Genomic DNA, 19436 nt, shown 5'->3' on the forward strand with positions numbered 1-19436 from the left:
TTAAAAACGTTTTTTGCGAACGATAAACAGAAATAAGGTAAATAATAAAAATGAATATACGATAGCCCAAGCTGTGAGCCATAGCGTGTGAGTCAGTATATTATATTTGTATTGTCCAAGCATGAGAAAGCTTTCGACAGGTGGTAAAAACCATAGTAACTCTTTTTTAAACCGGATAGATGCAATCGTTATAAGCAATATAAATGTAAGGCTAAGCCAAGCAGTGCCTGCTTTTTGAATCGTATTTCTAGTAAATAATGTTGCGATTGAAATTCCTAGTATAGAGAAAGACATATGAGCGAGAAATCCGACTAAAAATAAAGAAACTGTCATTTTTTCATTAAACATTTGCAAAATAATGGGATAGATTACGGATATAAAAGATAATACAGTACAAATGAGAAGAGCCGTAATATATTTACCAACGTATAATGCGGAAATGTTATTTGTATGTGAAATAGTGATTTGCTCTTGTACAGGGTCTTCCGTATGGAAAATTGTGACTGTAATCCAGGCAGATAATAAATAAAGCGCGAGAGCTGTTTCTAAATATGTCGGTACAATAGGAGTCGGTTTATATGCATATACAAAAAGTAAGCTCATGAAGTACATCGCAATAGGAGGGACGTACTTATACGATTTTGTGTAGTCGAGAAAGTGATAACGAATAAGAGCAAACATAATAAACCTTCTTTCGATTTAAAAGTTAGGTTGTAGCAGTGTGATAGATGCTTTTTTATGCAATAAAAACTGAAGCATTTCGTTTGTATATTCTTTTTCGATTTGTAATTGAATAAGGTTTTGATTTGAATTGTGTGCAACGTGTATAAAACCGGATTGTTTTTGTAGTTCTATCGCTGAAAATGTTTCGTGAACAATTGCTTCAATATAGACTTGTTCTGCTCCTTTTTGTGCAGAGATATTTTCTGTGATTGTATGATTTGCTAACGTCACAATTCTATCAGCGAAGTTTTCTAATAGTTGTTTTTCGTGACATGTAAATAACACGGATATACCTTGTTGTTTTAATGAGAGTAAAATATGTTCTAATTCTTGCTGAGAGTTAGGATCGAGCCCGGAAAGCGGTTCGTCTAAAATTAATAAATGTACGTCCGTAAGTAACGCTTGCATAATGCCTGTTTTTTGTTTCATACCTTTTGAAAAGTTTCGTACAACGGAATGCCTTGCATGAAGTAAATGAAACCTTTCAAGAAGCAGCGGGATTTTATCTTTTACATATTTTGTTGATAAACCGTGAATGCGACCGAGATGATATAGATAATCTTCTAATGTAAAACGAATCCCTTCAGGAAAATGTTCAGGTACATAACCGATTTGTATATGTTCTTTCCTTTGAATTGTCCCTGCCGTATGTGAAATAAAGCCTGCAATTATTTTGAGTAGAGTACTTTTTCCAGTCCCGTTCCCGCCAACAATGGCGAGTGCTTCTCCTTCTGGAATGGATAAATCAATGTTGTCTAGTATAAGTGATTTGCCATACTTCTTTTGAATTCCCCTTAGTTCTACTAGCAAAGTTCTATCCTCCTATACAGTGTATATATCCATTATATAGGAGGATAACAAAAAGACGTGCAATAAGTGCACGTCTTTTTTTGTTGTGTTTTGTCGATAAGTCGATATAGTGTGTCGAATCGTCGATATATCGAAAAAATCGTTGATATATTTAGCGCTTCTCAATCGCCACAATAAATGGCGGGTTATTTTGTTGGTTAATGAAGCCGTAGCGCAGTACGTGTGCTTGTTTTTGGTCTAATTTTTCGGCAAATTTGAGAACAGCGTCGCGTTCTACTTGTCCTTCTGGATGTCCGTGGTAAATAACAAGGACGATGATTCCTTCAGGTGCCATTACTTCTAGTAATTGTTCGATCGCTGAAATTGTTGAGTTCGGTTTTGTAACGATATGCTTGTCGCCGCCTGGAAGATAACCTAAGTTGAAAATTGCGCCTGTTACTTTTCCTTTTGCATCTTCTGGTAATACGGATAGAAGTGTATCGTGACTATCGTGAACTAAAACAGTACGTTCGAAAAGTTCTTTTTCTTTTAGACGAGTTGTCGAGCTTTCAATTGCTTCTTTTTGAATATCAAATCCAAATACTTTTCCGTTATCGCCAACGATTTCAGCTAGGAAGCAAGTGTCATGACCGTTTCCTAAAGTTGCATCTACAGCGTAATCGCCTTCTTTTACTGCCGTTTGCAAGAGAGTGCGAGCAAACGGTAATACACGTTCTAATTTCATTTTTGTTTCTCCTCATTTGCATATTTTCCTTGCCAGCTTCCGCGGCGTACAAATTCTGAATCGATGGAATTTAATACTTCCCATTTATTTAAGCTCCACATTGGACCAATCATTAAATCAGGTGGACCGTCACCTGTAATACGGTGCACAATTACGTCCTCTGGAATTATTTCAAGTTGGTCAACAACGAGACTTACGTAATCCTCAAGAGAAAGGAATTCTAGTTGTCCTTTTTTATATTGCTTCACCATTGGCGTTCCTTTTAATAAATGAAGTAAATGAATTTTAATTCCTTGTACATCAAGCTTCGCTACTTCACGAGCTGTTTCCATCATCATGTCGTAATCTTCAAGAGGAAGACCGTTAATAATATGAGAACAAACTCGAATGCCGTGCTTACGTAATTTATTTACGCCTTCCACGTAAGAAGGATAATCGTGAGCACGATTAATAAGATTTGCAGTACGTTCATGAACAGTTTGTAATCCGAGTTCAACCCAAAGATATGTGCGTTTATTTAAGTCCGCTAAATATTCAACGACATCGTCTGGTAAACAATCTGGACGAGTTGCGATAGAAAGGCCGACAACGTCTTTTTCAGCTAGAAGCGGTTCGAATTTTTCTTTTAATACTTCAATTGGTGCATGTGTATTTGTGTAAGCCTGAAAATAAGCGATACATTTTCCATCTTTCCACTTTGAGCGCATTTTTTCTTTCATTTCATGATATTGCGTTATAACATCATCGCGGCGATCGCCAGCGAAGTCACCAGATCCAGCAGCACTGCAAAATGTACAACCGCCATAAGCAACTGTACCGTCACGGTTCGGACAATCAAAGCCCGCATCTAATGAAACTTTAAAGATTTTTTCACCAAATTCATTTCGTAAATGGTAATTCCACGTATGATAACGTTTATTGTCGTTTGTATATGGAAAAGGGTTTTGAACCTTCATTACTTTCCCTCCTAAGCCGAGTCAAAATGAAACAAAATCCATTATAACATACTCATAAGGTTCATATGGAAGGGACACACTAAAGGGGAATTGAAGCAAGGAGGGACAATTATGGCAGAGCGTCAATCACTTGAATCGTATATTACACAAGCGGAACAAGCGGTGGAATATGCGAAAGAACAACTAAATCTTGGTATGAGACAAGAGCATTATAATACGATGGAGTATTCGGATGCGCAGTTACAATTAGAACAAGCATATAACGATTTACAAACGATGCAACAACATGCGAATGATGAGCAACGTGAGCAATTAAATAGAGCACGTATGGCAATTCGCCAATTGCAACATCAAATGATTATTACACCGCACTAATAAGGAGTGAATGTAATGGCGAAACGTTCAGATCAAAATAATCCAGAACAAAAAACGCAAAATGGACATAACGCTGAGTTTTCAAATGAACTTGATCCGATTGTGCAAGTGAAGCAGCGTAATAGTAAAAAAGGACAACCTCAAAAATCGAAACAATCAGAGTAAACCAGGTCGCAATATGACCTGGTTTTATTTTTGCTATATGACAATAATGTAAGATTTCTGTAAGGTTTGTCGATAGTTGTAAGACTACATTTCCAGTAGAGTAGGGGAGGATTAAATTTTGGACAAGGAGTTGCTTTATGGGGAACAATATGACAAACAAACGAATTGATGAGTTAGATTACATTCGTGGCTTCGCATTACTGGGGATTATTTTAGTAAATATTCTTGCACTACTTAACATTAAAATCCCGGATCCTAATACAGTAGATGCGAGTTATCAAAGATTTCTATACTTATTTGTAGAAGGGCGTTTCTTCTCAATCTTCTCATTCTTATTTGGAGTGGGATTCTATATCTTTATCTCTAGAGCAATTGCAAAGGGGAAAAATGGATATGTTTTATTTTTCCGCCGTTTAGTTGCACTATTTATTTTCGGTTTGATTCATCAAATGTTTCAGCCTGGAGAAGCACTAGCGTTATACGCAATTTGCGGGTTAATCGTTTTACCGTTTTATAAGGCGAAAAAACAAGTGAACTTAGTCATTGGTCTTATTTTGACAATAGCTTTTAGTGTAATGGGAGTTAAAGAATTATTACCACTTGGCTTAATTTTATTAGGGCTTGCTGCAGGACAATATCGTGTATTTGAAAATCTTACGCAGAACATAAAGAAAGTCGCTATTTTTACAGGTATTATGTTTGTTTTAAGCGTAATAGCTGTATGGTATCAATATGGGCACGTTCCTGCTGAACCATTTATAAATGGGATAATGGAAACTGAAGACGGAACAATGGATGCTGCAAGCCAATTTTTAAAAATTGGTATTACAGTTGGACCAATTATTTCAGCCTTCTATGTTGGAGCATTAATTTTATTACTTCAATTAAAACTAGTTCAAACATTGTTAGCGCCACTGAAATATTATGGTCGTATGGCTTTAACGAATTATATTGGACAAACTGCAATGATTTTAATCGCAGGAAGTGTATTTAACTTTGCAGGTAACTTAACGTACATGCAGACGTTATATGTGTGTATCGCAATTTATGCAATTCAAATTGTGTGTAGTGTGATTTGGATGAAAATCTTTAAAATGGGTCCATTAGAATGGATTTGGCGTGTTATTACGTATTGGACGGTAACACCTTTAAAGAAATAAAGTGAAACTTTAATTAGTGGGGGTCTTACTGTTCATTAAAGTGGGATAAAGAGAGAAGTGGGCTGTTCCTTTTGTGGAGCAGCTTATTTTTATTGTCGGCTTTTGTCGATAAGTCGATATATTAAAAAAATCGCTGATAAAAGTAGGAGAATCGTCGATATATTTGAAAAATCACCGATATAATTTCATTTACCAATTCAATATGTTACTAGTATTAATAGCCAAGCTTACAAGTACACCTTTGTTATATTACAAAAGTGTAAGGTAATTGTAATGTTAACAAATAGCAGTTCATCTCCAAAAGGCGCAAAATAGGTAATGGAAAAACAAGCGTAGGAGGATATATATGACGAAACCAGTTGTAGACGTGAAAAACGTTCAAAAAGTGTACGGTAAAAAAGGTGAGAATCAATCACATGCATTAAAAGGTGTATCATTCTCAATTCAAGAGGGTGAGTTTGTTGGGATTATGGGACCATCTGGTTCTGGTAAAACGACATTATTAAATGTAATTTCAACGCTAGATAAAGCAACGGGCGGCGTTGTTGAAATTGCAGGAACGGATATTACACAAATGAAGCAAGGTGAGCTTTCAGATTTCCGTTCACAAAAATTAGGATTCATCTTCCAAGACTTTAACTTATTAGAGAACTTATCTATTTACGAAAACATTGCACTTCCACTTTCTCTTCAAGGTGTCTCGTCGCGAAATATTGGGCCAAAAGTAGAAAAGGTAGCAGATATGTTAGGCATTTCAGCAATTCTTCAAAAGTATCCATCTGAAGTATCTGGTGGACAGAAACAACGTTCAGCAGCGGCGCGTGCATTAGTGCATGAACCTGCAATTATTTTAGGGGACGAGCCAACAGGAGCGCTTGATTCTAAAAATGCAACGAGTTTACTTGATGCGATGACAAACTTAAATAAAGATCAAGGTGTATCGATTATGATGGTTACACATGATCCGTACAGTGCAAGTTACTGTCAGCGTATTTTATTCATTCAAGATGGTGAGCTATATAAAGAAATTCACCGCGGTGGTACACGTGAAGAATTTTATAAAGAGATTTTAGATGTGCTTGCAGACTTAGGCACACAAAAAGCGTAAGAAAGGAGGCTCCAGTATGTTATTTAAACTTTCCATGTCAGGACTGAAAAGTAAGCTGAAAGATTACATCGTCTTACTTGTCGGCCTTGTCATGTCGATTTCAATTTTTTATATGTTTCAAACGTTAGCTCTAAATAAAGCGTTTATTGAATCTAACTCAGTTATTCAATCAATTGGATTTGTATTCCAGGCAGGTTCATTTTTACTTGCTATTATAACGTTCTTCTATATTTTATATGCGAACTCTTTCTTATTATCTCTTCGTCAAAAAGAGTTTGGTATGTATATGATGTTAGGAGCAAAAAAGCATAAAGTTACATTACTTATGTTTATCGAAACAATCGTATTAGGCGCTGCGTCTCTTGCGATTGGTATTACAGTTGGTGTAGGACTTGCAGAAGGTATCGGTCAGTTATTAATGAAACAATTAGAATTTGCTGGTGAAGGCTATAAAGCATTTTACCTTCCATCAATGACTGTTACTTGTATCTTCTTCTTCGCACTATTTGTATTATCAGCAATTATGAATAGTATTAAGTTATCACGTATTTCTGTATTGCAACTTGTACATGCAGATGCACAAACAGAACGTGTTGCGGTAAAAGGAAAAATGACAGGTGTAGTTGCATTCCTTGCGGTTATTTTATTAGGTATTGGATATGCATCGATGATAAATATGGAAACGTTAAGAGAAATGGGAATCCTTATTGCATTAATTACAACAACAGCTGGTACTTACATGCTATTTGGCTCACTTCTTCCGGTTATTATTAAAAAGTTAAAAAGTAATAAAAAGCGTAGTGAAAAGGGACTTAACGCTTTTACATTTGCACAATTAAACTTCCGTATTAATAGTTTAACGAAGGTACTTGCAACAGTAGCAATGTTAGTTGCTCTTGGAGCCGGTGCAATTTCAGGTGGTATGGCATTTAAAAATAACGTTATAAAAACGGTTGATGGATTTGAAATTTATGATTCGATTATTCATAATCCTACAGCTGAAGAGAAGAAAATTTTAGATGGTATATCATTTAAAAATAAAACTGAGTATCGTTATAAAGTAGACGACAAATATATTTATTATGTAAAAGAAGATTTAGAGAAACATAAACCATTTATTCGAGATGGTGTAGGTAAGGAAAGTTTCGGTAAATATAAAGAAGTTTCAGGAGAAGCTCCAGTAGATACAGTAGCGGGAGCAGTGCAAGATCAAAATGAAAAAGCAATGCCTGAAGAATGGGAAGAGGCATTTAGAACAATTCAACCATACTATATATACAAAGATCATGCCGTTAAAATTGTAGATCAAAAAATGTACGATACTGTAAACGGTAAAGAAGGAATTGTATTTACTGGAAAAACAGACGATTTCGTAGCATACACAAAAGAATGGAAAAAACTTGACGAGTTGCAGCTAGTTAAATATAAAAATATAAAAGCTGAACAAATGAGTAGTAAATATCAAATGTATGACATGTTCTACGGTCTTGCGAGCGGGACAGTATTTATGGGATTCTTCCTTGGAATTGCGTTCTTAGCAATGATGGCAAGCTGCCTAATGTTTAAAATTCTTTCTGGTGCATCAAAAGATATTACACGTTATCAAATGCTTCGTAAAATCGGTGTGCGCCGTGAATTATTAACAAAATCCATTTATAAAGAGTTATTCTTAGTCTTCCTATTCCCAGCGATTGTAGGTATCGCTCACGTATTAGTTGGTATGAATATTTTCGGATTTATTTTAGTTGATCCGTACTTCCGTATTTGGGTACCAATCGTAATTTTCGTAGTTATTTATGCGATTTATTACTTCATTACAGTTCAATTGTATAAAGGAATTGTTCTTCCGAAAGAAGATTAATAATAAAAACCGAGCAAAAACGCTCGGTTTTTATTATTTTCAGAAAAAACACTTCAATGTTACTGAAATGTATAATATAATGCAAATAAGTAACATAATATAAAAGTAGAAGCAACTGGATAAGGAAAGGAGGAATCCGATCTGTAGAAAGAGGCTGAACTTATATCCCTTATTATTCCTACCCTTACTGTATTTGCACAATTATAAATTTCAAAACCTAAAAGTATATTGTAAAAATAATGGATAATACATGGAAATCTCATAGCGTGATAAGGTAAAATGGACAACATGATGAGAAAATTACCGTTCATAAGATGAGGAGAATACATGTATGGAAGTTGTAGAAGCATTAAAAGATATAAGCCAAATTGAGGCGATGAAAAAGTATTTAAAAGAGCACTCGCAGCGAGATTATCTTTTATTTGTTATTGGAATTAACACAGGATTAAAGATTACTGAGCTACTCAGTATGAAATTTGAAGAGATATTAAATGAAGATGGAACTGTTAAAGAGTTTTATTCTCTTCCTGTGAAAGATGAAAAGTTTAAACAAGATATTTATTTAAATACAAAAGTAAAAGAAGCACTTTTAGAGTACGTACAATCTATTGATGTGAAAAGAGAAAACTACGTATTTCAATCTAATAAAACGAAAAATTCAATTACGCGTCAACAAGCGTATCGTGTAATTCATAATGCTGCTGAAGCGGTTGGGATTGTTGGAAAGATTGGAACGAACTCAATGAGAAAAACATTTGGATTTCACGCGTACAAAAGGGGAATAGCAATTGCGCTATTGCAAAAGCATTTCCATCACGCGACACCTTCAGAGACATTAAAGTATTTGGGAATCTCAAAAGATGAAGAATTTAAAACAGAGATTGATGTAGATTTGTAAAAGCCGTAACTAAAAACTTTAGGAGGCGGGAATTATGAATATTAGAGAGAGTGAGCTACCGGGCATTGGATGTAAGTTTGAAGTAATTACAAAAGGCAATGAAAAGCTGGTTATCGTTATTCATGATGATGGCCGAAGAGAAATGTATCATTTTGATGCAAATCATGATGAAAGTATTTCAAGCATTTCTCTTCGTGATTCTGAAGCGAGACAAATTGCAGCTATATTAGGCGGAATGGTATATAGACCGCAAGCTTTAGACACAATTGAGATGGCTTTTGAAGGATTATCAATTGAATGGTTTAAGGTGGAGAATCATGCACCAGTCGTACAAAAAACAATTGGTAGCTTACATGTCAGAAAAACATATAACGTAACGATTATTGCTATTTTAAAAAAGAATATGAAGAAATTCTTTAATCCAGGTCCAGACTCTATTATTGAAGCTGGCGATATGCTCGTGTTATCAGGCGCGAGACATGAAGTGAAAAGAATTATTAATGAATTGCTTTCATCAGGAGGTGATTCATAATCGATGGATACTTTAATCTTTGAAGTTGGAACTGCGTTAGTATTAGTAGCTTTTGCAGCTATCCTCGCTGCGAAGTTAAAGTTCTCGATTATTCCGTTTCTCATTATACTCGGTATGTTAGTGGGGCCTCATGCCCCCGATTTAGGACTTATCGATTTAAGGTTTATTGAAAGCGGAGAAGTTATTTCCTTCCTCGGCCGTGTTGGCGTCATATTCCTCCTATTCTATTTAGGTTTAGAATTCTCAATAAAAAAATTAATTAAATCAGGAAAATCAATTGCTTTTGGGGGGACTGTCCACATATCACTTAATTTCATATTAGGTTTGCTTTATGGATATGTTATGGGCTTCCCCTTATTAGAGACGTTAATTATTGCTGGAATCATTACAATTTCATCGAGTGCAATTGTTGCAAAAGTAATTGTTGATTTAAGAAGATCTGGTAATAAAGAGACTGAATTAATATTAGGAATCATCATGTTTGATGATATTTTTTTAGCTGTATATTTATCGGTCGTTTCAGGGTTAGTACTCGGTGGTGCCACATCATTTGTAGGTGCTCTTACATCGGTGTTAATCGCAGTAGGGTATATGCTACTATTCTTTGTAATCGCTAGAAAAGCTACGCCGTTTTTAAATAAAATATTAGATATTTCCTCAAATGAAATTTTTATTATCATAATATTCGCTATTTTATTCTTCGTAGCAGGATTTTCAGAAACGATTCATGTCGCTGAGGCAATTGGAGCGTTATTGTTAGGACTCGTCTTTTCTGAAACAGAGCATAGCGATCGAATTGAGAAGCTCGTCGTCCCATTCCGTGATTTCTTTGGAGCCATATTCTTTTTCAGCTTCGGTTTAAGCATAGATCCGTTTTCGCTTGGAGGAGCAGTCTGGTTGGCATTAGGAGCAGTTTTCATTACTCTAATCGGCAATTTTACTGCTGGAATGATTGCAGGACGTAAAGCCGGGTTATCCCATAAGGCTTCTACGAATATAGGTTTAACACTCGTGTCACGCGGGGAATTTTCTATTATTGTAGCGAATATCGGCATTGCCGGTGGCTTAATGGCAGCGATTAAACCGTTCTCTGCTTTATATGTTTTAATATTGGCATCGTTAGGACCGTTAGTAACGAAAGAGTCTGGGAGAATATACTCGCTACTAGATAAGGTGTTTAAATGGAGTGCGAAAGAACGTGCAAAGCGAGAAAAGGAAGTTGGATAGTATAAAGAGGCTGCATGAACTTCATGCAGCCTCTTTATATATTGTTGCTGTTGTCGTTTTTTGTCGGTAAGTCGATATATTTTAATAATCGCTGATATATTTCCAAAATCGTCGATATATTTTCAAACAGCAATCAATATAATTTCATTTACCGACAAACCATTATCTGAATTTCATCAACTATTAATCAGTTGCCTTCCTATTTAAAAACGACTACAATTTTACTGTTATAGATGAACGAAAAAATAGAATAGGAGGGGAGACTATGCCAAGGAAAGTATGGCTATTAGTAGCTGGGATGATTATTAATGTCACGGGTGCTTCTTTTTTATGGCCTTTTAATACAATTTATTTGCATGATCACCTAGGAAAATCTTTATCTGTGGCCGGAATGGTATTAATGATCAACTCGCTTACTGGTGTAATCGGAAACTTGCTCGGCGGTGTTTTATTTGATAAATGGGGCGGTTATAAATCAACTTTAGTAGGGATTGTCATTACACTCGTATCGATTTTAGGTCTTGTGTTCTTCCACGGTTGGCCTTTATACGTTGTGTGGCTAGCGTTAATCGGTTTTGGTTCTGGAATGGTCTTCCCATCGATGTATGCGATGGTTGGTACGGTTTGGCCAGAGGGCGGAAGACGAGCATTTAATGCGATGTATGTTGGACAAAACGTTGGTATTGCGATTGGGACAGCGTGTGGTGGATTAGTTGCATCGTATCGTTTTGATTATATTTTCTTAGCGAACTTTATTTTATATTTTGTTTTCTTCTTAATTGCTTTTATTGGATTCCGTGGTATGGAAGACAAGAAAGAGCCAGGAGTACAAAAAGAAGTGGAAACGAAAAAAGGTTGGTCGCTTACACCTGGATTCAAAGCACTTCTTATCGTATGTGTAGCATATGCTTTATGCTGGGTTACATACGTACAGTGGCAAGGAGCGATTGCAACACATATGCAAGAATTAAACATTAGCCTTCGTCACTATAGTTTATTATGGACGATAAACGGAGCGATGATCGTTTGTGCGCAGCCGCTAGTTAGTATGCTAATTCGCTGGATGAAGCGTTCTTTAAAACAACAAATTATAATCGGAATCATCATTTTTGCGGCTTCATTCATTATTTTAAGTCAAGCGCAGCAATTTACGATGTTCCTCGTTGCGATGGTAACATTAACAATTGGTGAGTTATTCGTATGGCCAGCAGTGCCAACGATTGCAAATATACTTGCGCCAAAAGATAAGCTAGGTTTTTATCAAGGTGTTGTAAATAGTGCGGCGACTGTAGGGAAAATGTTCGGGCCGGTCGTTGGCGGAGCGATTGTTGATTTATATAATATGGAAGTATTGTTTATAGCAATCATGGTAATGCTTGTAGTAGCGCTTATCGCAACGAGCATTTATGATAAACGAGTAAAAGTAGAAGAAACAGTTGAAGAAAAAATTGCAGTTTAGTTTGACGGAACATGTTCACATGTTTTAGAATATATTTAAATAAAACAACCTTTGGAACAAGGGAGATAGCTCGGCTGTCGTAAGACAATTCATTAGTTATGAAGAGTAACGATTAATCGAGAAGCCCCGCTTTAAGTAAGCTCTTAAGAGATTTTAAGCGAAGGGTAGTTCACTTAACTCATATTTGTAATAACAGTGAGAAGGAGTAGTAGTAATAGAAGCTGGTTTAGAGAGTTGACGGTCGGTGCAAGTCAATCCACGTTTCGTTATGAACTCGCCTTTGAGTTGCAGTTGTGAAATTAATAGTAGCAATTGCCGTTAATCCACGTTACGGATCTAAGCGAATGTATATTTGTACATTAATTTAGGGTGGTACCGCGGGAATCTATAACCTCTCGTCCCTTTCTAGGGATGAGAGGTTTTTTGTATTTTGGGCGGTGAAAATAAATAGAATTTCAAGGAGGGTATCTCATGAGCTTTAATCATCAAGAAATTGAGAAGAAGTGGCAAGGGTACTGGGAAGAGAATAAAACATTCCGTACGCCAGATGAGACAGAAAAACCAAAATTTTATGCACTAGATATGTTCCCATATCCATCAGGTGCAGGCTTACACGTAGGACATCCAGAAGGTTATACAGCAACAGATATTTTATCTCGTATGAAGCGTATGCAAGGATATAACGTTCTTCATCCAATGGGATGGGATGCATTCGGTCTTCCAGCAGAGCAATATGCACTTGATACTGGAAACAGCCCAGCTGAATTTACAGAGCATAATATTAATACATTCCGTAACCAAATTAAATCATTAGGTTTCTCTTACGATTGGGACCGTGAAGTAAATACAACAGATCCAAACTACTACAAGTGGACACAATGGATCTTCCTAAAACTATTTGAAAAAGGCTTAGCTTACGTTGATGAAGTACCTGTAAACTGGTGCCCAGCACTTGGTACAGTACTTGCAAACGAAGAAATCATTGACGGTAAGAGTGAGCGCGGTGGACATCCAGTTGAGCGTCGTCCGATGAGACAGTGGATGTTAAAAATTACAGCTTACGGAGATCGTCTATTAGAAGATCTAGATGAGCTTGATTGGCCAGAAAGCTTAAAAGATATGCAACGTAACTGGATCGGTCGTTCTGAAGGTGCCGAAGTACACTTCAATATCGATGGTACAGACGAGAAGTTCACAGTTTTCACAACGCGTCCTGATACACTATTCGGTGCAAGCTACTGTGTACTTGCTCCGGAACATGCACTTGTTGCTGATATTACAACTGCTGAACAAAAAGAAGCTGTAGAAGCTTACATTAATTCAGTAAAAATGAAGAGTGATTTAGAGCGTACAGAACTTGCGAAAGAGAAAACTGGCGTATTCACTGGTGCTTACGCAGTTAACCCAGTAAATGGTGAGAAATTACCAATCTGGATCGCTGATTACGTTCTTGCAACTTACGGAACAGGTGCTGTAATGGCAGTTCCAGCTCATGATGAGCGTGACTATGAATTCGCATCAACGTTCAATCTTCCAATGAAGGAAGTTGTAAAAGGCGGAGACATTACGAAAGAAGCATACACAGGTGATGGTGCACACGTAAATTCAGCATTCCTTGATGGTTTAAATAAAGAAGAAGCAATCGCAAAAATGATTGAATGGCTTGAAGTAACGAGCGCAGGAAATCAAAAAGTAACATACCGTCTACGTGACTGGTTATTCAGCCGTCAACGTTACTGGGGTGAGCCAATTCCAGTTATTCACTGGGAAGATGGTACAATGACAGCTGTAAAAGAAGAAGAATTACCATTAGTTCTTCCGAAAACAGACAACATCCGTCCTTCAGGTACAGGTGAATCACCACTTGCTAACATTGACGAGTGGGTAAATGTTGTTGATCCTGAAACTGGTAAAAAAGGTCGTCGTGAAACGAACACAATGCCACAATGGGCTGGTAGCTGCTGGTACTACCTACGCTACATCGATCCAAACAATAGCGAAGCACTTGTAGATCCTGAAAAAGTAAAACAATGGCTTCCAGTTGATATTTATATCGGCGGAGCAGAGCACGCTGTACTTCACTTACTATATGCTCGTTTCTGGCATAAAGTATTATACGATATCGGTGTAGTTCCAACGAAAGAGCCGTTCCAACAATTATTCAACCAAGGTATGATTCTAGGTGAAAACAACGAGAAAATGAGTAAATCAAAAGGTAACGTTGTAAACCCTGATGATATCGTAGCAAGCCACGGTGCAGATACACTTCGTCTATACGAAATGTTCATGGGACCATTAGATGCTTCAATCGCTTGGTCTGAAAATGGTCTTGACGGAGCTCGTCGTTTCCTAGACCGCGTATGGCGTCTATTCGTTCAAGATAACGGTGAATTAAGTGAGAAAATTACTGATGCACCAAATAAAGAGCTTGAAAAAGCTTACCACCAAACAGTGAAGAAAGTAACAGAAGACTATGCAGAGCTTCGCTTCAACACAGCGATTTCTCAAATGATGGTATTCATCAACGATGCATATAAAGCTGAAACACTTCCGAAAGAATATGTAGAAGGTTTCGTAAAAATGATTGCACCAGTTGCACCTCACATCGGGGAAGAGCTATGGAGCAAACTTGGATACAATGAAACAATCACATATGCAAGCTGGCCAACATTTGATGAGTCTAAACTTGTAGAAGATGAAGTTGAAATCGTTGTTCAAGTTATGGGTAAAGTTCGCGCAAAACTAACAATGAGTAAAGACGCATCAAAAGAAGAAATGGAACAACTTGCACTTGAAGCAATTAAGGACCAAATTGAAGGGAAAACAGTTCGTAAAGTAATTGTAGTTCCTGGAAAACTTGTTAACGTTGTTGCAAACTAATGTATGAAAGAAAAGCTCAGAGTGCTTATGCTCTGAGCTTTTTTGTGTAGAAAATAATTTCAGGATCCCCTTCATCTAAGTTTTCAACTATTCCACTACGTATAAAACCGTTCGCATTAAAAACTTTTTGCATACTTTCATTTGATTCGTTCGTTGAAGAAAATATTTTTTGAGTAGGAGAATGACTTAACATATATGAGAGTAACGAGCTTGCATAGCCTCGCCTTCTTTTTGTTGGCGAAACGATGATTAATGAGAGGAAAGTACAATCAAAGAAATTTGTATCGTATGTTAGAAAACCGGAAATAGAATTATCTTCTTTTACGATGACGCATCGTCCCTCATCAATAGAGTGCTTAATATAATTTCGTCTACTATCATTTCCGATTACATCAATATCTATATGTACGATTGAATCTAAATCATCGATAGAAGCTTTTGTTACGTTCTTCAATGGAAATACCCCCTAGAAAAAATATTCAGTTAATTAATTTTACCATGAATGAAGAAAAAGGAGCGGAATTCCCATACAGACAAACACCTATTTTTCTATAGGAAATATGATAAAAAAGGTAGGCTAAATTGAGTAGAAGAGGTGAAAGGAATGAAAGGGATGGACAATAATGCACCACATGGTTTTTTCGGAGGTGGTTCGGATAGTTATGAACAAATGATGTTAATGGGAGGAGCTGGCCAACAAGGATACGGTGGTATTCCGAGCTGGATGGGCGGAGGAGCAGGAGGTTTTCCGACATCGGTAGCTGGTATGCAAACTGGAATGCCTACATTAATGGGGGGCTTTTCGACATCAGGGGCTGGAATGCCTACAGTAACAGGAGGCTTTCCAACATCAGTAGCTGGCGTACAGACAGGAATTCCAGTAGGGGTACCAACTACATTCCCATCTTTCGTTGGAGGCGTACAAACAGGATTTCCGGTACCGGGAGTAGGTGTTGTGGCAGGCGGAGTAGGTGGTTATCCGCAAGCTGTTCATGGTCATCATGTACATCACCATCACCAAGGTCAGCACGGTCATCATGGTCATCATCACCACCAAGGTCAGCACGGTCATCATGGTCATCACCATCACCAAGGTCAGCACGGCCATCATGATCATCACCATCACCAAGGTCAGCACGGTCATCATGGTCATCACCAAGGCCAACACGGCCACCATGTACATCATCACCAACAACAAGTACATCACCACGGTCAACACCACATTCATCCGCAAGCTGTTCTTTATCAAACACATCAAGGCCACCAACACGGTCACCATGGTCATCATCACCATCAAGGTCAGCACGGTCACCATGGCCAGCATCACCATCAAGGTCAGCACGGTCACCATGGCCAGCATCACCATCAAGGTCAGCACGGTCATCATGGCCAACATGGTCATCAAGGTCAACAACACCAACAACATCAACAATATCAACAGTATCAACAACAACAATCTTCTCCTTGGACAGGTGGAATTGGGGCAGGAGGAGCAGGGGCAGCGGCAGGAGCAGCTAGCATTGGTGGAGCAGCAGGGCACGCGGGACACGTGGGTCATTAATGAATTGCAGAAAAAAAGACATAATAAAAAACTGCTAGGAAATCCTAGCAGTTTTTTTCAGCTTCTTGACGTTGACGTTCGATTTCAGCACGAAGTTGTGGCTCTGGTGCTTGCCAGCCTTCAGGTTTTAGAATTTTGCCGTCGCCTTCGCGGAATCTTGGTTTCCCATCAGGGAATAGTTTTGCCATGTTTGCATTATTTACAATTTCGAATCCTTTATCAGGACGTACGCCCATTTCGGCAAACGTGCCGAATGCAAAGTAAATAAGGTCAATCAGTGCATCGTATTGATCTTCAACAGTCGTTGCTTCTAGAAATTCTTCTAGCTCTTCTTGCATAAAACTCGCACGGATTTTTGCGCGTTCTTCTGTTAATTTTGTTGGAGTATTTGTCACAGGATGTCCGAATATTTCATGCATTTTCGCAACAAGTTCGTACCCTTTATCTAGACCTTTTTCGTTTGTCATGTTGTTTCATCCTTTCTCGCTTAGTGCCGAATCTCATTGTAACATAAGGTGATTATGAAATGAAAAGAACATCTTATAGAAAATAAGATGCTCGCCTGTTATTCTTCTTTCTTAATTAAAATGGATAAAATAAGATCGATGCCAAATATACCAACGAGTAACATTGGTATAACGACAAGTAAATAACGTGTGAAGGAAACATTTTTTAAATATGTATGAGCAAATAAAAAGACGCCGAGAAATAAAATACCATTTAAAATAGGCTTTACTAATTTTTTAGACATAAGCTCCCCCATAAATATCTTCTCTCTCTATCTAAAATAAAAACTCCTCTTTCCGTTGTATCATGCTGGAGAGAGGAGTTCAATCATTTCTCATTCAATTACACCAGAATTTGTAATATTCACGGTGTATTTTACAGTGACAGGGACATCTTTGTACAGCTGTCTCCATTTTTCTAATTTGAATGGGCGATAATGTTGCTTATATTTAGCTCCTAGCCCGAGAGGATCAACGCCTAAAGATTTAAACTGCTTAATTAATTTAGCAGCTTGTTTATCTAATTGTTTTTGGATGTTTTTTTCAATTTTTTTTGTGTTCTTGTTATTTTCTAAGTTAATTTGCTTCGATAGTTCTTGAATACGTGCATCAAGATGAACGTGAATGAAGAAAGAAGGCTTCCCGTTTTTAATTTTTATATCGTAAGTTGGAACAGAACGAATATTATTAATCATTACGTACGCGGAATCCGTTTTGAATTCATGTGAATCTAATTTATGTTTCTCTAATAGTCCTTTAAAGATGAACATATCTTTTTCTGCGATTTTCCCGATATATTTATCCTTTTTAAAAAGACCAATTCCGTTGATTTTTATTTTATCACCATGCTTCTTTAGAATGGGAATATAGTAGTCTTGCCCTTCTTGATAATAACGGAATGCTCCTACATGCAGATTATCTGTTGGTAAAGGACCGGTCTCCATATTATGTTCTAACAACTTTTTTATATAAATTGCAACGTTGTATGAAGTCGAATATTTGCCTTTTAAAAGTTCAGTACCATTCCCCTCTAATAAACCAACATATAAAGCGTTCCCTATATTTACATCTCGAAGTAATGTATCGAATGAAGTAGACATTCCTGTTTTGGCAAGTCTTATCGTATATAAAGCGACACGCATTTGCCCACTAGCAAATGGTTGAGAAGACTCTAAAGATGTTTCAGCTTTTACTTGTTTTACGGCATTTGCGGTGCCTTCAAAAACTTGAACTTTATTTCCTTTTTTCTGAATGGGACAAACGAATGTCACTTTTAGTTTTTTATCTTTTGCAACGTCAAATACAGTTCCTTGAATAAGCTGTACATCATCGATAATATTTTTTTGTAAACACCCAGTTAGACTGAAGAATGTTATACAAGAAATCAGTATTAATTTGCTTGTGCTTTTGATTTTTTCCATTTTCTTTTCACCCACACAATAATAAATAGAATTGGGATGTATACATAAATGAGCCAAAAACTAACCTTCGATGCATTACTAATAAAGTTATTAATATCGTGTCTGTTTGTTAAAAGTTGCGAAACAATGAGCGTGATAAAGATAAAAGCGATTAAAACACCTCTTTGCTTTACGCGGAATATTTCGTGAGTTGCTCTTACTGACGCCCATAAAGGGAGGATAAAACTTGAAATAATAACGAGTGCATAGCCTGAAATTGCAATATATTCGAGTCTTTCTATAAATGGTAATTGAATGACTTGAGTCATAGAAAGTTGAGGCCATATCGTTTTTAACAATTGTTTTTCACTAAAAAATGCAAAAGCTAAAAGGGTGCTAAATAGATATAGAAGATTTGAAAATAGTGCTCCGAGCTGAGCGTATTTATGAGATTGCATAGGCTTTTTTACAAATGGATACACCATGAGGTAAATCTCAAAACCGGTCATACTGTAGATTGACAGTTGAGCGGATTTTAAAATGTCTGAAAAAGAATGGGTGAATATAGGGAGTAAATTATCCCAATGTGAATATTTCAAAACGAATAAGCTTAGAAATAAATATCCTAATGTACCACCAACAGAGATGACGCAAATACCGGTAATTACACGAAATCCAGAAGAGATAATGTAATAGCTAACTAAGCATAAAAAGAGTGTTAACATAAAGGTGGAAGCGGTAGGAAACATCCATACTTGAATAATTTCAACATAGGTTCGAATAACCGAAATACTGACGCTTAAAAAATAAGCTGCAAAGATGATATTAAAGACATTCCCTATCCACTTTCCAAACGTTTGCCTTTGTAAATCAATTAAATTTCCATTTGTTTCTTTTAATAAAAAATACATCATCCATATAAGAAGATGGATACAGAGCCCTGTGATTACAACGCCCATCCATCCGTCGTAACCAGCGGCCTTTGCGGTGATTCGAGCGAAACCGAGAACACCAGCACCGAACTGTGCACCGTGAATTAAGAAGAAAACGAAGATAGGAGATATTTGATATTTTTCTTGAACTTTACTCAT

At 37.0% G+C, this 19436-nt stretch carries 20 protein-coding genes and 1 other annotated feature; of the genes, 11 read left to right on the plus strand and 9 right to left on the minus strand.

What is annotated here, in order from left to right; translation table 11 throughout:
* The 4 genes from PDK19_RS17460 to PDK19_RS17475 all read right to left on the minus strand — a co-directional run bounded on the left by PDK19_RS17460 (position 1) and on the right by PDK19_RS17475 (position 3213).
* Entirely contained in the window at positions 1-681 is a 681-nt protein-coding gene (locus PDK19_RS17460) for a hypothetical protein (protein ID WP_000457756.1), read from the minus strand.
* 18 nt (positions 682-699) lie between these two features.
* Positions 700-1533: an ABC transporter ATP-binding protein gene (locus tag PDK19_RS17465; protein ID WP_000959731.1), complete on the minus strand. Its 834-nt coding sequence runs from the start codon at positions 1531-1533 to the stop codon at positions 700-702.
* Between the two features lie 151 nt (positions 1534-1684).
* The gene (locus PDK19_RS17470; RefSeq protein WP_000764491.1) at positions 1685-2257 is read right to left on the minus strand and encodes a class I SAM-dependent methyltransferase; all 573 of its coding nucleotides are present in this window, start codon (positions 2255-2257) and stop codon (positions 1685-1687) included.
* Positions 2254-3213 (minus strand): TIGR01212 family radical SAM protein, encoded by a 960-nt coding sequence (locus tag PDK19_RS17475; RefSeq protein WP_270707715.1) that lies wholly within the window; start codon positions 3211-3213, stop codon positions 2254-2256. The genes PDK19_RS17470 and PDK19_RS17475 overlap by 4 nt, the downstream gene beginning before the upstream one ends.
* Positions 3214-3324: 111 nt before the next feature.
* Here PDK19_RS17475 and PDK19_RS17480 point away from each other — a divergent pair, with 111 nt between their 5' ends.
* From PDK19_RS17480 to leuS, 10 genes are all read left to right on the plus strand, one after another.
* Positions 3325-3588, plus strand: a complete 264-nt coding sequence (locus PDK19_RS17480) for a YtzC family protein (RefSeq protein ID WP_000840873.1) — start codon at positions 3325-3327, stop codon at positions 3586-3588.
* A gap of 15 nt (positions 3589-3603) precedes the next feature.
* Positions 3604-3753 carry a hypothetical protein gene (locus tag PDK19_RS17485; protein WP_001129340.1) on the plus strand — a complete coding sequence of 50 codons (150 nt, stop codon included), beginning with the start codon at positions 3604-3606 and terminating at the stop codon, positions 3751-3753.
* A gap of 137 nt (positions 3754-3890) precedes the next feature.
* Positions 3891-4913 (plus strand): DUF418 domain-containing protein, encoded by a 1023-nt coding sequence (locus PDK19_RS17490; protein ID WP_000527874.1) that lies wholly within the window; start codon positions 3891-3893, stop codon positions 4911-4913.
* Between the two features lie 346 nt (positions 4914-5259).
* Positions 5260-6021, plus strand: a complete 762-nt coding sequence (locus tag PDK19_RS17495) for an ABC transporter ATP-binding protein (protein ID WP_000165859.1) — start codon at positions 5260-5262, stop codon at positions 6019-6021.
* Between the two features lie 16 nt (positions 6022-6037).
* Positions 6038-7882 (plus strand): FtsX-like permease family protein, encoded by a 1845-nt coding sequence (locus PDK19_RS17500; protein ID WP_049110699.1) that lies wholly within the window; start codon positions 6038-6040, stop codon positions 7880-7882.
* Between the two features lie 331 nt (positions 7883-8213).
* Entirely contained in the window at positions 8214-8780 is a 567-nt protein-coding gene (locus PDK19_RS17505) for a tyrosine-type recombinase/integrase (protein ID WP_000454214.1), read from the plus strand.
* A gap of 34 nt (positions 8781-8814) precedes the next feature.
* Positions 8815-9312, plus strand: coding sequence for a cation:proton antiporter regulatory subunit (locus PDK19_RS17510; RefSeq protein ID WP_001026043.1), 498 nt, complete (start codon positions 8815-8817; stop codon positions 9310-9312).
* Between the two features lie 3 nt (positions 9313-9315).
* Positions 9316-10539 (plus strand): cation:proton antiporter, encoded by a 1224-nt coding sequence (locus PDK19_RS17515; RefSeq protein WP_049110697.1) that lies wholly within the window; start codon positions 9316-9318, stop codon positions 10537-10539.
* Positions 10540-10804: 265 nt separating this feature from the next.
* Positions 10805-11998 (plus strand): MDR family MFS transporter, encoded by a 1194-nt coding sequence (locus tag PDK19_RS17520; protein WP_001137557.1) that lies wholly within the window; start codon positions 10805-10807, stop codon positions 11996-11998.
* A gap of 186 nt (positions 11999-12184) precedes the next feature.
* Positions 12185-12404: a binding site (T-box leader), on the plus strand.
* 65 nt (positions 12405-12469) lie between these two features.
* A complete protein-coding gene (gene leuS / locus PDK19_RS17525) occupies positions 12470-14878 on the plus strand; it encodes a leucine--tRNA ligase (RefSeq protein WP_000009454.1) in 2409 nt (802 codons plus the stop codon).
* 25 nt (positions 14879-14903) lie between these two features.
* Here leuS and PDK19_RS17530 read toward each other — a convergent pair whose 3' ends face one another.
* Positions 14904-15332 (minus strand): GNAT family N-acetyltransferase, encoded by a 429-nt coding sequence (locus PDK19_RS17530; RefSeq protein ID WP_000800320.1) that lies wholly within the window; start codon positions 15330-15332, stop codon positions 14904-14906.
* 150 nt (positions 15333-15482) lie between these two features.
* Between PDK19_RS17530 and PDK19_RS17535 the strand changes: the two genes are divergently transcribed.
* The gene (locus PDK19_RS17535; protein WP_270707723.1) at positions 15483-16439 is read left to right on the plus strand and encodes a hypothetical protein; all 957 of its coding nucleotides are present in this window, start codon (positions 15483-15485) and stop codon (positions 16437-16439) included.
* A gap of 44 nt (positions 16440-16483) precedes the next feature.
* Here PDK19_RS17535 and PDK19_RS17540 read toward each other — a convergent pair whose 3' ends face one another.
* The 4 genes from PDK19_RS17540 to PDK19_RS17555 form a co-directional block, all read right to left on the minus strand.
* A complete protein-coding gene (locus tag PDK19_RS17540; protein WP_014893467.1) occupies positions 16484-16906 on the minus strand; it encodes a hypothetical protein in 423 nt (140 codons plus the stop codon).
* 98 nt (positions 16907-17004) lie between these two features.
* Positions 17005-17190 carry a hypothetical protein gene (locus PDK19_RS17545; RefSeq protein ID WP_000038779.1) on the minus strand — a complete coding sequence of 62 codons (186 nt, stop codon included), beginning with the start codon at positions 17188-17190 and terminating at the stop codon, positions 17005-17007.
* Between the two features lie 90 nt (positions 17191-17280).
* Positions 17281-18366, minus strand: a complete 1086-nt coding sequence (locus PDK19_RS17550) for a Ger(x)C family spore germination protein (RefSeq protein ID WP_000411394.1) — start codon at positions 18364-18366, stop codon at positions 17281-17283.
* Positions 18336-19436, minus strand: coding sequence for a spore germination protein (locus PDK19_RS17555; RefSeq protein ID WP_074614996.1), 1101 nt, complete (start codon positions 19434-19436; stop codon positions 18336-18338). Before PDK19_RS17555 ends, PDK19_RS17550 begins: the two co-directional genes overlap by 31 nt.

It is taken from the genome of Bacillus cereus group sp. BcHK124, from assembly GCF_027712065.1.
In the GTDB taxonomy this organism is placed as follows: Bacteria; Bacillota; Bacilli; order Bacillales; family Bacillaceae_G; genus Bacillus_A; species Bacillus_A pacificus.

What these genes read in the sequence shown, in the direction of transcription:
- PDK19_RS17460 (WP_000457756.1), bottom strand. Translation starts at nt 681, where the DNA reads ATGTTTGCTCTTATTCGTTATCACTTTCTCGACTACACAAAATCGTAT.
- PDK19_RS17470 (WP_000764491.1), bottom strand. Translation starts at nt 2,257, where the DNA reads ATGAAATTAGAACGTGTATTACCGTTTGCTCGCACTCTCTTGCAAACG.
- PDK19_RS17475 (WP_270707715.1), bottom strand. Translation starts at nt 3,213, where the DNA reads ATGAAGGTTCAAAACCCTTTTCCATATACAAACGACAATAAACGTTAT.
- PDK19_RS17480 (WP_000840873.1), top strand. Translation starts at nt 3,325, where the DNA reads ATGGCAGAGCGTCAATCACTTGAATCGTATATTACACAAGCGGAACAA.
- PDK19_RS17485 (WP_001129340.1), top strand. Translation starts at nt 3,604, where the DNA reads ATGGCGAAACGTTCAGATCAAAATAATCCAGAACAAAAAACGCAAAAT.
- PDK19_RS17490 (WP_000527874.1), top strand. Translation starts at nt 3,891, where the DNA reads ATGGGGAACAATATGACAAACAAACGAATTGATGAGTTAGATTACATT.
- PDK19_RS17495 (WP_000165859.1), top strand. Translation starts at nt 5,260, where the DNA reads ATGACGAAACCAGTTGTAGACGTGAAAAACGTTCAAAAAGTGTACGGT.
- PDK19_RS17500 (WP_049110699.1), top strand. Translation starts at nt 6,038, where the DNA reads ATGTTATTTAAACTTTCCATGTCAGGACTGAAAAGTAAGCTGAAAGAT.
- PDK19_RS17505 (WP_000454214.1), top strand. Translation starts at nt 8,214, where the DNA reads ATGGAAGTTGTAGAAGCATTAAAAGATATAAGCCAAATTGAGGCGATG.
- PDK19_RS17510 (WP_001026043.1), top strand. Translation starts at nt 8,815, where the DNA reads ATGAATATTAGAGAGAGTGAGCTACCGGGCATTGGATGTAAGTTTGAA.
- PDK19_RS17515 (WP_049110697.1), top strand. Translation starts at nt 9,316, where the DNA reads ATGGATACTTTAATCTTTGAAGTTGGAACTGCGTTAGTATTAGTAGCT.
- PDK19_RS17520 (WP_001137557.1), top strand. Translation starts at nt 10,805, where the DNA reads ATGCCAAGGAAAGTATGGCTATTAGTAGCTGGGATGATTATTAATGTC.
- leuS (WP_000009454.1), top strand. Translation starts at nt 12,470, where the DNA reads ATGAGCTTTAATCATCAAGAAATTGAGAAGAAGTGGCAAGGGTACTGG.
- PDK19_RS17535 (WP_270707723.1), top strand. Translation starts at nt 15,483, where the DNA reads ATGAAAGGGATGGACAATAATGCACCACATGGTTTTTTCGGAGGTGGT.
- PDK19_RS17540 (WP_014893467.1), bottom strand. Translation starts at nt 16,906, where the DNA reads ATGACAAACGAAAAAGGTCTAGATAAAGGGTACGAACTTGTTGCGAAA.
- PDK19_RS17545 (WP_000038779.1), bottom strand. Translation starts at nt 17,190, where the DNA reads ATGTCTAAAAAATTAGTAAAGCCTATTTTAAATGGTATTTTATTTCTC.
- PDK19_RS17550 (WP_000411394.1), bottom strand. Translation starts at nt 18,366, where the DNA reads ATGGAAAAAATCAAAAGCACAAGCAAATTAATACTGATTTCTTGTATA.
- PDK19_RS17555 (WP_074614996.1), bottom strand. Translation starts at nt 19,436, where the DNA reads ATGAGTAAAGTTCAAGAAAAATATCAAATATCTCCTATCTTCGTTTTC.